10 protein-coding genes are annotated in these 15,162 nt (G+C 69.8%); 3 read left to right on the top strand and 7 right to left on the bottom strand.

All coding sequences use genetic code 11. From position 1 onward, the window contains the following. The first annotated feature begins 142 nt into the window (after window positions 1-142). Window positions 143-1,702, top strand: coding sequence for a GMC oxidoreductase (locus tag ABZ796_RS03715; RefSeq protein WP_357334734.1), 1,560 nt, complete (start codon window positions 143-145; stop codon window positions 1,700-1,702). A gap of 111 nt (window positions 1,703-1,813) precedes the next feature. Here ABZ796_RS03715 and ABZ796_RS03710 read toward each other — a convergent pair whose 3' ends face one another. The 4 genes from ABZ796_RS03710 to ABZ796_RS03695 form a co-directional block, all read right to left on the bottom strand. Continuing rightward, window positions 1,814-2,008, bottom strand: a complete 195-nt coding sequence (locus ABZ796_RS03710) for a hypothetical protein (RefSeq protein ID WP_008364201.1) — start codon at window positions 2,006-2,008, stop codon at window positions 1,814-1,816. A 117-nt stretch (window positions 2,009-2,125) separates the two neighbouring features. After that, window positions 2,126-2,425: a WhiB family transcriptional regulator gene (locus ABZ796_RS03705; RefSeq protein WP_355021597.1), complete on the bottom strand. Its 300-nt coding sequence runs from the start codon at window positions 2,423-2,425 to the stop codon at window positions 2,126-2,128. A gap of 104 nt (window positions 2,426-2,529) precedes the next feature. After that, on the bottom strand, window positions 2,530-2,730 hold the full coding sequence (locus ABZ796_RS03700) for a hypothetical protein (protein WP_357334732.1): 201 nt from the start codon (window positions 2,728-2,730) through the stop codon (window positions 2,530-2,532). A 138-nt stretch (window positions 2,731-2,868) separates the two neighbouring features. Then, window positions 2,869-4,920: an ATP-dependent DNA helicase UvrD2 gene (locus ABZ796_RS03695; RefSeq protein ID WP_357334731.1), complete on the bottom strand. Its 2,052-nt coding sequence runs from the start codon at window positions 4,918-4,920 to the stop codon at window positions 2,869-2,871. Window positions 4,921-5,010: 90 nt separating this feature from the next. Here ABZ796_RS03695 and ABZ796_RS03690 point away from each other — a divergent pair, with 90 nt between their 5' ends. Then, window positions 5,011-5,256 carry a mycoredoxin gene (locus ABZ796_RS03690; RefSeq protein ID WP_357334729.1) on the top strand — a complete coding sequence of 82 codons (246 nt, stop codon included), beginning with the start codon at window positions 5,011-5,013 and terminating at the stop codon, window positions 5,254-5,256. A gap of 6 nt (window positions 5,257-5,262) precedes the next feature. Here the strand turns inward: ABZ796_RS03690 and nudC are convergent, their stop codons facing one another. Next, the gene (nudC, locus tag ABZ796_RS03685; protein ID WP_357334728.1) at window positions 5,263-6,174 is read right to left on the bottom strand and encodes an NAD(+) diphosphatase; all 912 of its coding nucleotides are present in this window, start codon (window positions 6,172-6,174) and stop codon (window positions 5,263-5,265) included. A gap of 37 nt (window positions 6,175-6,211) precedes the next feature. Between nudC and ABZ796_RS03680 the strand changes: the two genes are divergently transcribed. Further along, complete coding sequence (locus tag ABZ796_RS03680) at window positions 6,212-8,041, top strand: hypothetical protein (protein ID WP_357334726.1); 1,830 nt, start codon at window positions 6,212-6,214, stop codon at window positions 8,039-8,041. Window positions 8,042-8,542: 501 nt separating this feature from the next. Here the strand turns inward: ABZ796_RS03680 and ABZ796_RS03675 are convergent. Both ABZ796_RS03675 and ABZ796_RS03670 read right to left on the bottom strand, forming a co-directional pair. Next, entirely contained in the window at window positions 8,543-11,779 is a 3,237-nt protein-coding gene (locus tag ABZ796_RS03675) for an ATP-dependent DNA helicase (protein ID WP_357334724.1), read from the bottom strand. After that, a complete protein-coding gene (locus tag ABZ796_RS03670) occupies window positions 11,776-15,126 on the bottom strand; it encodes an ATP-dependent DNA helicase (protein WP_357334722.1) in 3,351 nt (1,116 codons plus the stop codon). The genes ABZ796_RS03675 and ABZ796_RS03670 overlap by 4 nt, the downstream gene beginning before the upstream one ends. Between the last annotated feature and the right edge of the window lie 36 nt (window positions 15,127-15,162).

The raw sequence follows: 15,162 nt of genomic DNA, 5'->3' as shown, positions 1-15,162 counted from the left end.
CCCACCGGCATACTAGAACATGTTCTAGCAATCAGTGATGAAAAGGGAGGTCATCTTGAGCAACACACCACGAGAGGACAGGTCGCGGGGCCTGTCACGCCGAGGGTTCGTGCTCGGCGCAGGCTCACTGGCTGGGGTCGGAATGCTGGGAGGAGCATTCGGAACCAGCCCGACGTGGGCCACCGCGGCGCCGTCGTCGATCGGCAACGGTGCGCAGGTGCCGGTGCTGGTCATCGGCACCGGCTACGGCGGCTCGGTCGCGGCCCTGCGGCTGGCCCAGGCCGGCATCAACGTTCACATGGTCGAGATGGGCCAGGACTGGGCCACCGTCGCACCCGGGAGCGACGGCAGGATCCATCCGAAGATCACCAGCCCAGATCACCGCGCCTTCTGGATGCGCACCCGAACCAAGCAGCCGCTCAGCAACTTCCTCGGGTTCCCCATCGACAAGGACATCACCAAGCATGCCGGCATCCTGGACGCCGAGGACTTCGCCGGGATCTCCGTCTACCAGGGGCGCGGCGTGGGCGGCGGCTCGCTCGTCAACGGAGGCATGGCCGTCACGCCAAAGCGGGAGAACTTCGGAGCCATCCTCCCCTCGGTCGATGCCGCGGAGATGTACTCCACCTACTACCCGCGGGCCAATGCCGCTCTCGGCGTCGGATCCGTCGACCCGGACTGGTTCGAACGGACCTCCTACTACCAGTACTCGCGCGTGGGCCGGAAGCACGCTCAGCGCTCGGGCTTCGCGTGGACGTTCGTCCCGGACGTGTACGACTGGAACTACATGGTCTCCGAGGACAACGGCAGCGTCCCGAAGTCGGCGCTGGCCCAGGAAGTCATCTACGGGAACAACTACGGCAAGAGGACGCTGCCGAAGACGTACCTCGCCCAGGCCGCCGCGACCGGGAAGGTCACGATCTCCTCCCTGCACCGGGCCACGTCGGTCCAGCCCGCCGCAGCCGGTGGGTACGACGTCGTCCTCGAGCAGATCAACACCGCCGGCGACGTGGTGGCCACGAAGACGGTCAACGCGGGCAAGGTGTTCTTCGCGGCCGGCAGCGTCGGCACGAGCAAGCTGCTGGTGAAGCTGAAGGCGACCGGCGCGCTGCCCGCACTGAACAGCGACGTCGGCCAGGGATGGGGCGACAACGGCAACGTGATGGTCGGGCGGGCCAACCACATGTGGGACGCCACCGGTGACGTGCAGTCGACGATTCCGTGCTCGGGCATCGACAACTGGGACGCCGGTGGCGCCTTCGCCGAGGTCGCGCCGCTGCCTGCCGGTCTCGAGACGTTCGCGTCCTTCTACCTCGCGATCACCAAGACCCAGCGCCGGGCGGCATTCAGCTACAACCCGACGAGCGGAAAGGTCGACCTGTCCTGGCAGACCGCGTGGAAGCAGGACTCGATCACGATGGCGAAGACCATCTTCGACAAGATCAACAAGACCGAAGGGACGATCTACCGGACCGACCTGTTCGGCACGAACAAGATCTGGGGTGACCACCTGACCTACCACCCGCTGGGCGGCGCCGTCCTGAACCGGGCGACGGACAACTACGGTCGGCTCCACGGATACAACGGTCTCTACGTCATCGACGGCTCGCTCATCCCCGGCAACACGAGCGTCAACCCGTTCGTCACGATCACCGCCCTCGCGGAGCGGAACATCGAGAGGATCATCGCCACCGACCTCTGATCGGGGCGGGGCTCCGAACACAGGACCGGCCAGTCCGAGGGTTTCTCGGACTGGCCGGTCATCTTCCACACCCGCGATCAGAGGGGTGAGGCTTGGGGTCCCATGGGGGACTTACAGCGCGCGGGCAAGAGCCAGCTTCGCCTGGACGGCGGCTCGCTCGGCCTTGCGGCCCAGGCGAGCGGCCTTGACGAGGGCATGGCCTCGCCGCAGTTCACGCGCCTCTCCCAGGCGCGCGGCCATTTGCGCGCGCGCCAGGTCTTCGTAAAGCAAGTTCATCTGAGTGCTCCGTACTCGGTTGGTGTTCATGTCTGGTAGTTCTCCTGCTGGTCAGCGGGCTCCGGCGCCCGTGGTCATCACAATCGTGTTCATGGCTGTTGCCTTTCGTCGTTGAAACGGCTGCTGGTGTTGCTGGTGTTCGGTTGCTCAGGCGGCGTCCTTGCGGGGCCTGCCACGGGGCCGCTTGCGGGGGATCACCTTCCCCTGCAGGAGCAGCTGGCCGCCCCAGACGCCCCAGGGCTCACGCCGGTCGAGGGCGCTGGCGAGGCAGAGCGGCTGCACGGGGCAGGTCGCGCAGAGCGTCTTGGCGAACTCGACGTCGGCGGGAGACTCGGCGAACCACAGCTCCGGGTTGTTGACCCGGCAGGGCAGCTGGTCCTCGTCGTAGCGGTTGGCGCGGTCATGGAGAACGCCGAGAGTGACCTCGGGCTCGAGAATGCTGGTCATATGTACACCTCCTTTGTGACTGATCGCGGGTTTTGAGAAACAGAAAGGCCGCGGATCCCGGGTTTCGGGTTCCGCGGCCTGGAGGCTGCTGTGACTACGTGGTTCTACGTAGTCGGACAGCTCCAGGCTCGAATCCCGTGGGACTTGACCTTGATGGCATCCGCCTGCGGGGACACGAGTCCCTCGACGCGCATGCCGTAACCGGCGCCCGTAAAGGCACCAGCAGCCGGGGTGGACAGCTCGGGGTGGCCGCACGCGGACATGGCGATGCCATTGATCGGCGTCTTGATCGTGGAGATCTTCATCAGGGCCACCTCCTTCGGGGCTGTCGGGCGCGCCTCAGCGACGCGCGGTTTTACTTGATGAAGGAACAGTAACCGGCCGGGCAGGTCGGCCGCAAACGATTAAACCCGTTGATTTCGAGGAATTTCCGTGAAGGACTTTCACGCCTCCGCGGTGATCACCTGAAGGACTTCCGATCCGTACGTCTCGACCTTGCTGCGGCCGATGCCGGCGATGCGCTGCAGATCCTGGAGAGTCCCCGGCTTCTGCTCGGCGATCTGCTCCAGCGTCGCGTCGGTGAAGACCACGAACGCGGGCTTGCGGATGGCCTCGGCGGTGTCCTTGCGCCACTGCTTCAGCCGGCCGTAGAGCTCCTCGTCGTACGGCGCGTCGCAGCCTTCGTGACGGCCCATCCGCTTCTCGGCCGCCGAGCCGAGCGGCCCGCCGCACGCCTTGCACATCCGCGCCTTCCCGGAGCCGGGGCGCCGCGTCGGCGCCGCGGACCGAGCCGGCCGCAGCGGGTCGAGGAACCGCGACGGCCTGCGCCGCGCGGCCTGGCCCGGCTGGCGGGCCAGCGCCCAGGACAGGGTCAGGTCCACCCGCGCCCGGGTGAGGCCGACGTAGAGCAGCCGTCGCTCCTCCTCGATCTCGGCCGGGGTCGGCTCCTCCCCGCGGAGGATGAACGGCATCGTGCCGTCCTGGAGGCCGACCAGGAACACCGAGTCCCACTCCAGTCCCTTGGCGGCGTGGAAGGTCGCCAGGGTCACGCCCGACGGCACCGGCGCGTGCTGCTCGGCCGCACGGCGGTCGAGCTCGGCGACGAGCCCCGCCAGGTCGCCGCCGGCCGCGGAGAAGGTGCGCGCCTGGTCGATCAGCGCCTGCCACGACTCCCAGCGGTCGCGGGTCTGCCCCCGGCCTTCGGGCGGCTCGGAGGTCCAGCCCATCCCGGCCAGGATCCCGTGCACCGACTCCAGCAGCTCATCACCGATCACGGCACCCTGGCCGCCTCGCGCCGCACCGCGGATCCGGGTCACCGCCTCGCGGACCTCGGGCCGGTCGAAGAACCTGGCTGCGCCGCGCAGGACGTAGGGGATCCGGCGCGCGGTGAGCGCGTCCTCGTAGGCCTCCGACTGGGCGTTGATCCGGAACAGGATCGCCATCTCGTGGTAGGGCTTGCCGGACTGGTGCAGGCGCAGGATCTCGGCGGCGACACCCTCGGCCTCGGCGACCTCGTCGGGCTGCTCGACGTGCTCGACGGCCGGCCCGGAGTCGCGCTGCGCCTGCAGCTGGACACCGGCGCTCGGCGTACCTTCCAGGATCTTGTTGGCGGCCTTCACGATCTGCGGCGAGGAGCGGTAGTTGCGGACCAGCTCGACCGAAGTGGCTTCGGGGTGCTTCTTCGGGAAGTCACGCAGGTAGGCGGCGTCCGCGCCGGCGAAGGTGTAGATGGTCTGCGCCGGGTCGCCGACGACGCAGAGTTCGCTGCGTCCGCCCAGCCACAGGTCGAGCAGCGCCGACTGCAGCGGCGACACATCCTGGAACTCGTCGACGGTGAACCACTTGTACTGCCGCCTGACCTGCGCCGCGACGCGCTCGTCGTGCTCCAGGAGGCCGGCGGTCAGGAGCAGCACGTCCTCCATGTCCATGCGCGCCTGGGTGCGCTTGACGTCCTCATAGGCCGCATAGATGTGTCCCACCATCGACGGCGTCAGCCCGCCGACCTCACGGCCCCGCGCCTCGGCCGACTTCGGGTAGTCGTCGGGGTGGACGTTGGACACCTTCGACCACTCGATCTCCGAGGCCAGGTCGCGCGCCTGGGCCTGGTCGACGTTGATCCGCTGGCGCTGCGCGGCCGCGCGGATGAGCGGGATCTTCGACTCGGTCAGGTTGGGCAGCTCGGTGCCGTAGACCTTCGGCCAGAAGAACCGCAGCTGGCGCAGCGCGGCGGAGTGGAAGGTGCGCGCCTGGACCGCGCCGGCGCCCATCGCGCGCAGCCGCTGCCGCATCTCCCCCGCTGCCCGGGTGGTGAAGGTGACCGCGAGGACCTCCTGGGGCGCGTAGACCCCGGTGGCGACGCCGTAGGCGATCCGATGGGTGATCGCCCGGGTCTTGCCGGTCCCCGCACCCGCCAGCACCCGGACCGGACCCCGCAGTGCCTCCGCCACCCGGCGTTGCTCGGGGTCGAGGGCGGCGAGGAGGGACTCGGGGGTCATGAGCGGGAAGAACTCCTCGGGGTGGGAACGTTGTGCCTTGCAGGCCAACACTATTGGCTCGCACCGACAGTTCTGATGAGGAGAGCCCCGATGAGCAGCTTCACGATGTACACCACACCCTGGTGTGGATACTGCCAGCGACTCAAGGGGCAGCTCGGCCGTGAAGACATCACCTTCGACGAGGTCGACATCGAGCAGATCCCCGAGGCCGCTCAGATCGTCGAGCAGGTCAACGGCGGCAACCAGACCGTCCCGACCCTCGTCTACTCCGACGGCACCGCGATGACCAACCCGTCGATCGCTCAGGTCAAGGCCAAGCTCGCCGAGCTGGTCTGACGCCGGTCACCACGAGCCGGGCAGCTCCGCGCCGTACCACTCCTCGATCAGCGAGCGGCTGATCGAGATACCGCTGGGCAGCTTGACGTCACCGCTCTCGGCGACCGCGGCGAGCTCCGCGCGGGTGAACCAGCGCGCCTCGCGGATCTCGTCCTCGTCGACGGTGATCCCGGTCGACGCCGCGCGCGCGAAGAAGCCGAGCATCAGGCTGGCCGGCAGCGGCCAGGGCTGGTTGCCGAAGTAGTCGACCTGCCCGACGCGTACGCCGACCTCCTCCGCCACCTCACGACGGACCGCGTCCTCGAGCGACTCCCCCGGCTCCACGAAGCCGGCGAGGGTGGAGAAGTTGGGCGCGGGCCAGCGGGTGTGGTTGCCGAGCAGGCAACGCTCCTCGTCGGTCCCTGGCTCCCCCGTCGTCACCAGCATGATCACCGCGGGGTCGGTGCGCGGGAAGGTCAGGTGTCCCTCCGCGCAGGCCAGCTCGTGACCGGCCGCGCGCGGTTCGAGCCTGCCGCCGCACCGGGAGCAGAACCGGGTCGCCCGGTGCCACTCGGCCAGGCCGATCGCGTGCATCAGGAAGCTCGCCTCGGTCGTGTCGGTGAGCATCGCGGGGAAGAGCCCGCGCAGGTCACGCCATGACTCGCCGGCCTCCTCCCGTCCGGTGAGCACCGCGAATCTCGCCCCCTCAGGGGTGTCGCCGAGGAGCAGCCGGATCCCGTCCGGCGATTCCGCGGGCGTACGCCACCTCACGCCGGCCTCGCCTGACGGCTCGACCCTGTTGCCGGCGACCACGAGGACCTTCGTCGTCTCCTCCGACCAGGCCTTCTCGACCCAGCTGTCGTCCGCGCGCAGATGGCCGGAACGGTCGTGGGGATCCTGAGTGATTCGCAGATGGATGGGCAGCTTCGGGGAGTCCACCCGTCAGAGCCTATGAGGTGGGTATATGTTCCGCCGCGTGGATCGGTTCTGGCGCATCGCCGCTGTCGTCTCCGTCGTGGTCGCTCTCGCGATCAACGTCTACATCGCGTGGGGCTCCAGCCTCTCGTTCATGTACGACGAGATCGGCACCGTCATCCACGGACGGACGGTCCTCGGACTCGACTCGCCGCAGCTGAACACCCCCGGCTACTACCCCGGCTGGGGCGTGCTGCTGGCACCGTTGTGGCTGGTCACCTCGGATGTCTTCACGTTCTACCAGGGTGCGATCGTCGTCGGTCTGGTGATCAGCATGCTCACGATCTGGCCGCTGGCCCGGGTCGCGGTGCGGCTCAGCGGGGTCACCCCGGCGCAGGGCGTGGTCGCCGGCGCCATCGTGATGGCCCTGCCGCCCCGCGCGATCCAGGCCGACTACATCCTGTCCGAGCGGCTGGTCACGCTCCTCGTCGTCCTGGCGACCCTGGCCGCGTTCCGGCTCTGGGAGCGGCCGACCTACCGCGGCGTACTCCTGCTCAGCCTGCTCACCGGGCTCGCGCTCTTCTCGCACGCCCGGATGCAGGTCTTCGTCGCCGCGGTCGCGCTGTGGCTGATCTGCTTCATCGTGCACAGCCTCCTGGTACGCAAGTGGCAGGTTGCACGTATCGCCGTCGTCGGGCTGGTCGCCACCGGTGTGCTCGCCGTCGCCGCCAACAAGGCAGCGCTCTGGTTCCATGCGCAGCTGGTGCCGTGGAAGTTCATCCAGGCACAGGGCTTCTTCGAGAAGGTCTCCCAGGCCAACCCGCGGTTCTGGGTCGACACCTTCGCCGGTGAGGCCTGGACGCAGATGGTCGGCAGCTTCGGCCTCGTGGTCGTCGGTCTGGTCGTGGTGACCGCCGTGTTCTGGAAGGAGCTCCGCTCACGTCAGGTGGGGCCGGCCGGGTTCGTGCTGATCGCGGCCGGGTCGATGTACGTCCTGAGCTGCCTCAACTGGGGCAACGAGTACTCGCTGTTCACCATGGAGTGGCGGCGCTTCGACTACTGGATCTACGGTCGCTACATCGACCCGGTCTTCGCGGTCCTCGTGCTGGCCGGCGTGTGCGCGGCGATCCAGGCCGTACGCTCCCGGGCGGTCCTCGTCTGGACCTGGGTGATCGTCGCCGGGATCTCGCTGGTGACCATCCTCGTCGTCGCCCCCGACGCACCCACCTGGGCCTACACCACCCCGGCGCACATCCCGGGCGCGATCCCGTGGTGGTGGGCCCTACCGGACGGACAGTTCCCGCAGCCGGGACCGATCCCGTCATTCACCAACGACAACCGCTTCTGGCTGATCGCGACCGTGTGCGCCCTGGTGCCGCTGGCGATCTGGACGCTTCTCGCAGCCCTCTCGCGGCTGAGCCCGAAGCTGGGCTCGCAACTGGGCGACCGGGTGCGCTCAGTGGTCATCACCGCCCTCGTCCTCGTCGTGGGCACGGCCGCCTCGGCCACCGCCGACGTGGCCTCCGACAAGTTCCACGACCACTTCGACCACGCCACCCCGGTCGTAGGCGAGCTCCGCACGATCCTCGCCGAGCACCCCGACGCGGTCGTCGCCTACGACGAGCACTGCCCCCGCCGACCGGCTTCGAAGAACGCCGAGCGCAACTGGCTGATGTGGTGGATGCTTCCGACCATCGTCAAGCGGCAGTGGGAGTGGGGCGACGACATCGTCTTCTCGTGCCCGAACGGTGAACCGTCCTTTGTTACCGGTGCGGTGATGCTGCGCGAGCGGCCGTTCCCTCTTGCGACCGTCTGGATCCTTCCTGGGGATCTGCTCGACTCGTTGCGGGAGTCTGGGGAGTTGCCGGAGGTTGCTCGGACGGTGAAGTAACTCGGCGTGATGGCCGCCGGCCGACACTGTTGTTCGTGGCTGGTCAGGGCCGCCGACCCTGTCCTCTAGTGTTTCTCGACCTGCCCCGGAGTAAAGGACGGCCTGCGGCCGCCGGCTTCGCCGGTCGCCTTCGGCGATCCTTGACACCGGACCATGTCGAGAAAGATCTGGCTGGCTACCAGGGGCGGCGGCCCCAGTGTGGCCCGCGGTGATCGCTCCTCGGGAGGTGGACGCCCCACGGGGAACGAAAATTCGTTCACCCTCAGACCCCAAGCCCGCGCCCACCCCACATCGCCGCGCCAAACCCCTGCCGCCGGCCCGATAGCCAGCCAAATCTTTTCTCGGCGACGGCCGGTGTCAAGGACCGCGAAGCGGCCGGCGAAGCCGGCGGCCGCAGGCCGTCCTTTACTCCGGACGCCGCCGAGAACACCCTCCAAGCAAGGGTCGGCGGCAAACACCAACCGCAAACAAGAGCAACCGAAGCGCACCGAAAAGACGGCGCTAGCCAGCACCGCCACCCAAAAGATCCTCCAACTCCCCCCGCCCAGGAAGCGAAGAAGGCTCGACCAGCCTCCCAGACCGCACGTAGTAGAACGCCGCCCGAACCCGAGACAACGGCACCCCCATCAGCTCAGCCCACCCGACCCGGTAGAGCGCGAGCTGGAGCGGGTCGGCATTCTGGCTCTGGTTGGTCTTCCAGTCGACGATCAGGAAGCTCCCGTCCGGCTCCTGGTAGACCGCGTCGATCCGTCCCCGAACGACCTGACCTGCCAGCACGATCGCGAAGGCCGCCTCGACCCGGAACGGCGGCCGGTCGGCGAAGGGACCGTTCTCGAAGGCGCTGATGACCTCCTCGAGACCGGACTCGTCCTCGATGCCGTGGTCGGCGCGACCGGGCAGGTCGTCGGGGTCGAAGAGGTCCTGCTGGCCGAATCGGGCCTCGACCCAGGCATGGAACCGGGTGCCGAAGCGGGCTTGGGAGGACGGCTTGCGGGGCATCGGGCGGACCAGGTCGGCGGCGAAGCCGAGCGGGTCGTCGCGCAGCTTGGACATGGCGGTGGCCGACAGCGATGACGGCAGCGGCACGACCACCTCCGGAGCGCGCTCGCGCTCCGCCTCGGTGAGCAGCCGCTCGATCTCCTCGTCCCACTGGTTCACCGTCTCGAGCAGGGTGAGGTCGTCGAGATCGTCGGGGCCCGGGGTCACCTCCCGTACGAGCCTGGCCGCCTCCAGGCGGCGCTCCACCTCGGGGGTGTGGTGGTTGATCGGCCAGGGCAGGTCGACCTCCTGCGCGGCGTACGGACTCTCCTCCTCGCCCTTGACGACAACGTCCGCCCAGCGGTCGGGCTTGGCCCCCCACTGGAGCAGCGACTCGCGGGTCTTCTCGACGTAGAGCGACGGCCCTCGCCCCTCCTTCAGCGAGGGGGACCAGCGCCAGCACGAGACGAACTGGATGTGGCGGGCCCGGGTCCAGGCGACATACGCCAGCCGGAGCTCCTCGACGCGCTCGTGCTCCTTGCGTTCGGCGAGGAGCTCGTCGATCGAGTCGGCGTCGTGGCCCTGGAGCTGCGGCAGGTCGTCGCGGTCACCACGGAGCGCGGCGGGCATGACCGAGGGGACGGTCAGCCACGACGAGCGTGTCTGACCGGTGGGGAACTTCTTGTGGGTGACGCCGACCAGGAAGACGACGTCCCACTCCAGCCCTTTGGCGCGGTGGACGGTGAGCAGCTTGACCGAGTCGGCCTCCGACGGCGTGGCGACGTCGAGCCCCTGGCCGTATTCGTCCTCCGCCTCCAGATAGGCCAGCAGCGCGGCGAGGGTGACCTGGCCGTCAAGACCCTCGAAGTCGGCGACCGCCTGGACGAAGAGGTCGAGGTTGTCGCGCCTGGCGGAGGCCGCCGGGGAGACCGAGGCGGCCAGCTCGACGTCGATGCCGGTGACGTCGATGATCCGGCGGACCAGATCGAGGAGCGGCTCGTTGACCGCTCGGCGCAGCCCGCGGAGCTCCTCGGCGAGCATCTTGAAGCGCTCCCTGGCCTGCGGGGAGTAGTCGTAGTCGGCGTCGCCGGGATCCTCGAGGGCGTCGTTGAGCGAGGGGATCTCGGTGGGGTCGGTGCCCTCGACCGCCGCCTCCAGCTGCCGTTCGATGTCGGCGAACTCCTCCGCACCGCCGACGACGCCGGCCAGGTCACGTGACCTACGGCCGAGAATGGCCAGGTCACGCGGCCCGATCGCCCAGCGCGGCCCGGCGAGCAGGGTGAGCAGCGCGGCGTTGGCGGTGACGTCGTGCAGCAGCTCCATGGTGGCCACCACCTCGGCGACCTCGGGCAGCCGGAGCAGTCCCTTCAGGCCGACGATCTCGACCGGGATCTCGCGAGCGGTGAGCGCGTCGAAGACCGCCGCCGCCTGCGAGTTATCCCTGGTCAGGACGCCGATCTCCTTCCACTCCCCGACCGCCTCGTGGGCCTCGATCACCTTGTCGGCGAGCCAGATCAGCTCATCGTCGTACGTCTCGTGGACATGCACGCGCACCTCGCCATCCCGTGCGCCCTCGGCGGCGACCAGCCGCTCCTTCTCGCGGCCCTCGTAGAGCTGGGCGGCCAGGTGGTTGGCGGTGTCGAGGATCCGCGCGTCGGAACGGCGGTTGACGGTCAGGGAGTAGGCCGGACGCCGTCCATCCTTCGTCGGGAAATCGCGGCCGAACTCGAGGATGTTGCTCACCGAGGCGCCACGCCAGCCGTAGATCGCCTGGTTGGGGTCGCCGACGGCGGTGACCGGGTGTCCGTCGCCGAAGAGGCGGGCGAGCATCTGGGCCTGGGCCACCGACGTGTCCTGATACTCGTCGAGCAGCACGACCTTGAACTTCCCGCGCTCGATCTCACCGACCTCGGGCGTCTCCACCGCCAGCCGGGCGGCGAGGGCGATCTGGTCGGAGAAGTCCATCAGCCCGAGCCGGTCCTTGAGCCGCCGGTAGCCGTCGACCAGGTCGAGCAGCTCGTAGCGCTTGTCGATCGCGTCGATCGCCTTCTCGACCTTGGTCAGCTTGGTCTTGACCCGTTTCCCGTCGGCCAGCTGGGCCTTGAGATCAGCCACCTCCAGCGCGAACAGCGACCGCTCGTTGCGGTCGTAGGCCCTCAGCGTGGCGGGGTCGACGAGGTGCTCGGAGAGCTCGGAGTCGAGCGCGAGCAGCTGCTGGACGGCCAGCTTCGGGTAGTCGGTCAGCTTCTCCACCGGGTGGGGGTGCCGGGCCACGGCCCGAGCCGCGAGCTGGTAGCGGGTCGCGTCGGCGATCAGCCTGGTGTCGGGCTCGTGACCGATCCGCAGCCCGTGCTCGGAGAGCAGCCCGGAGGCGTAGGAGTGGTAGGTCGCCACCGTCGGCTCGGTGGGCTCGTCATCCTCCTCGCCCGGCCGGGGCGGGCCCTCGCGCCGTTCGGGCCACAGCCCCGCCTTCTGCAGGGACTCCCGGATCCGGGTGGCCAGCTCGGCGGTCGCTTTCGTGGTGAAGGTCAGACCGAGCACCTCCCCGGGGAGCACCCGGCCGGTGGCGACCAGCCAGACGACCCGGGCGGCCATGACCGCGGTCTTGCCGGACCCGGCGCCGGCGATCACGACGGCCGGCTCCAACGGAGCCGTGATCGCGCGGAACTGCTCCTCACTGTAGAGCCAGTCGTGGCCCATCAGCTTGGCGAGCTCTTCCGGGGTCTCGACCTTCATCGCTGCGCTCGTTCCGGTGTTCATGACAGCACCGACCCCGAGGTCTGCGCCGGGCAGAGCGCGACGAACTGACACCGGTCGCACTGCTTGCCGGGTCTGGCCACGAAGTCCTCGGCCCGGACCGTCGCCACCGCCTTCTCCAGCTGGGTGATGATCTCGGGCGGCTCGGGTGCCTGCACCTGCACCTTCGGCAGCTCGCTCCCCGAACCCGCGGGGTGGCGCAGCTGGATCAGCTCTGCTCCCCCGGAGGTCGCACCCGGCGCCAGCGACGCGGCCGCGCCGTGCTCGACGGCCAGCTGGTAGAGGCCGAGCTGGCCGTGCTCCTTGACCTCCTGCGCGGTGGGAGGATATTTCCCGGTCTTCAGGTCGACGACGACGATCCGGCCGCTCTCGTCGAGCTCCAGCCGGTCGGCATACCCGTTCAGCCGCACCGTCTCCCCGCTGGGCAGGGAGACCTTCGCGGTCAGCTGCTCCTCGAACCCGATCACGGTCCGCGCGCCGGGGCGCCGATGCCAGGTCAGGAACCGGGCCAGCACGTCGCGGACCGCCTCCCGCTCGCGGGCGGCGGACCAGGGCGTACGGAACTCGAGGCGGCCCCAGACCTCGTCCACGAACGGCATCAGGTCCTCGACGGTGGCGGCGTCGAGGTCGCCCCGGGCGAGCTGCTCGGCGATCGCGTGCACCACCTTGCCGAATCCCTGGCTCGAGGAGTCGGTGACCGCACCGCCCGCCTCGCGGGCCAGGAACCACTGCGCGGGGCAGGTCAGGATCGCCTCGAGCGCCGACGCGCTCAGCGTGATCGGACGGTCCTCGGGGCGCACCGCGGCCGAGGCGTACGTCGGGGCCCGCAGCCCCCACCAGGTCGACGGGTCCGCAGCGAGCGCGATCCGCTTGCCGCGTACCTCGGTGGCGGCCAGCTTCTGCAGCCGCCGCGCGGCGGCCTCGCGCAGCGCCTCGGGCTGGTTCGGGTCCGCGGCGGTGCGGCGCAGCTCGGCGACCAGACCGGCCAGGGACAGCGGGCGCGTCGGGCGGCCGACGCGGTGACGGATCTGGTCCTCGCGCAGGCCGAGCTCGTTGATGAACCGCGACGGCTGGTCACCGTCGTCGTCGGGCGACTTCACCGCGGTCACGACCAGCCGGGACCGGGCTCGGGTGGCGGCGACGTAGAAGAGCCGACGCTCCTCGGCGAGCATCGCCGAGCGGGTCAGCGGCGGCAGCAGCCCGCCGTGACGGCCGTCCGGCAGCGCCGGGGCGATCCGGTCGGGGCCGAGGAGCGAGTCACGTCGGCGCAGGTCGGGCCAGGCCCCCTCCTGGACATGGGCGACGACCACAAGACCCCACTCCAGCCCCTTGGAGCGGTGGGCGGTCAGCAGCCGCACCGCCGAGCCGCGTACGCCCTTGTCGGCCAGGGTGTCGGCCGGGATCTCCTGGGCACGGAGGGTGGCCAGAAAGGTCTCCACCGAGGTGAACTCCTGGCGGCCCTCGATCTTGGCGGCGGTGTCGAACAGCGCCACCACCGCATCGAGGTCGCGGTGGGCCAGCCGCGCCGCGGGGCCACCCGACTCGACCTGCGCCCGCAGCCGCCGCCCCCACTCGGCGCCGTCCCACAGCGTCCACAGCACCTGCTCGGCCCCGGCACCCTCTTTCAGGACGCCACGGGCGTTGGCGAGCAGCGCCGCTAGCCGGCGTACGCGCCCCAGCACCCGCTCCTCGCCACCCCCGCCCCCGCTGGTCGAGCCGGAATCGTGAGGTGCGAACGAGACCGTGTCGAGACCAACACCCTCCCCCGTCGCGCTCGAGTCGACCGTGTTGGTCTCGACACGCTCGGCCGCAGGCGGCCTCGCGGCTCGACCAGCGGGAGGGGCGGCCAGCAGCGAGGGATCGAGCACCGCGCGACGTACGAGATCATGGGCGGCGACGTCCGGAAAGCGAGCCCGCAGAGTGCGGGTGAGCGCGCGGACGTCGGTGGCGTCGAGGCCGCCGAGAGGCCCGGTCAGCAGCTCCTCGCAGCGCTCGGGGCGTACGTAGCGCTCATCGAGCTCGGACTCGACGTCGGCATCGACGACGACTCCCAGCGCGTCGAGGAGGACCGCGGCGGCGGGTTCACGGACCAACGGCGTCTCGTCGGCGGCGACCTCGACCGGCACACCGGCGGCGGTGAGCGAGCGGCGCAGCTGCGGGATCGAGGTGCGGCCCGATCGCACCAGGACGGCCATGTCGGACCAGTCGATGCCGTCCTCGAGATGCGCGCGACGGAGCAGGTCGGCGATGTGCTCGGTCTCGGCACGGTCGGTGTCGAAGGTGAGCACCTCGGCGCGCCCCGGGTCGGATGCCAGCGGATGCGGGTTGCGGAAGGTGTCATAGGCAGCAGAAGGGATCGAGCCGCGCACAGAGATCCCGGCAGCGATCGAGCGCGAGGCCCGCAGCAGCCGCGACCCGAACCGCCGGGTCGTCCCCAGGGCCACCACCGGCGCGTGCCGGCGCTCCCGGGTCAGGAACTGCGAGGGGAAGTCGAGGATCCCGTTGACGTCCGCGCCCCGGAACCCGTAGATCGACTGGTCGGGGTCACCGACCACGATCAGGTCGCGACCGTCGCCGGCCAGCGCCTGCAGCAGCGCGACCTGGCTCGGGTCGGTGTCCTGGTACTCGTCCACGAACACGCACGCGAACTCGGCCCGCAGCTCGGTCGCATGTCGCTCGGCCTCGATCACCCCCCGCATGATCAGGTCGGGGTAGTCGATGGCCGACTGGGCGCCGAGCACGTCGAGATACTGCTCCAGGAACCACCCGGCCGCGACGAACTCCTCGATGCCCTCCTCGCGGCCGAGCGCCACCAGCTGGTCGGGGTCGAGCCCGCGCTCGCGCGCCCGCGCGATCACGGTCTGCACCTCACGCGCGAACCCGCGGGTGCCGATCGCCATCCGGAACCGCTCCGGCCACCTCACCGACTCCGGGTGATCGGCCAACAGCTCCTGCAGCACCACGTCGGCCTCCGGCGCGGAGAGCAGAGTCAGCGGGGCGGCGTAGAGGTCGGCCGGCGCGTAGCGGCGCACCAGCCCGTAGGCGAAGGAGTGGAAGGTCGAGGAGACCGCCCCGGACAGCGTCCGGCCCAGCCGCGCCGTCACCCGGTCACGCAGCTGCTCGGCGGCCTTGCGGGAGAAGGTCAGCGCCAGCAGCTGGTCAGGACGTACGCCGCGGTTCTCGATCCGATCGACCACCGCTTCCACCAGCGTGGTCGTCTTGCCGGTCCCCGGCCCGGCCAGCACCAGCAGCGGTCCGCCCGGATGCTCCACGACCGACCGCTGGTGCTCGTCGAGGACCGGCACTGCGGCTGCACCAGGCGGCTGGGCAAGGCGGTAGGCGACACTCACGGGACTAGCCAATCAGACGGCGCCGACAGTTCTCAG

The organism is Nocardioides sp. NPDC047086 (assembly GCF_040643685.1).
Lineage (GTDB): Bacteria > Actinomycetota > Actinomycetes > Propionibacteriales > Nocardioidaceae > Nocardioides.
The sequence above is the reverse complement of the archived record's forward strand: the minus strand, read 5'-3'. Positions and strand labels throughout refer to the sequence as shown.

What these genes read in the sequence shown, in the direction of transcription:
- ABZ796_RS03715 (WP_357334734.1), top strand. Translation starts at nt 143, where the DNA reads ATGCTGGGAGGAGCATTCGGAACCAGCCCGACGTGGGCCACCGCGGCG.
- ABZ796_RS03710 (WP_008364201.1), bottom strand. Translation starts at nt 2,008, where the DNA reads ATGAACACCAACCGAGTACGGAGCACTCAGATGAACTTGCTTTACGAA.
- ABZ796_RS03705 (WP_355021597.1), bottom strand. Translation starts at nt 2,425, where the DNA reads ATGACCAGCATTCTCGAGCCCGAGGTCACTCTCGGCGTTCTCCATGAC.
- ABZ796_RS03700 (WP_357334732.1), bottom strand. Translation starts at nt 2,730, where the DNA reads ATGAAGATCTCCACGATCAAGACGCCGATCAATGGCATCGCCATGTCC.
- ABZ796_RS03695 (WP_357334731.1), bottom strand. Translation starts at nt 4,920, where the DNA reads ATGACCCCCGAGTCCCTCCTCGCCGCCCTCGACCCCGAGCAACGCCGG.
- ABZ796_RS03690 (WP_357334729.1), top strand. Translation starts at nt 5,011, where the DNA reads ATGAGCAGCTTCACGATGTACACCACACCCTGGTGTGGATACTGCCAG.
- ABZ796_RS03675 (WP_357334724.1), bottom strand. Translation starts at nt 11,779, where the DNA reads ATGAACACCGGAACGAGCGCAGCGATGAAGGTCGAGACCCCGGAAGAG.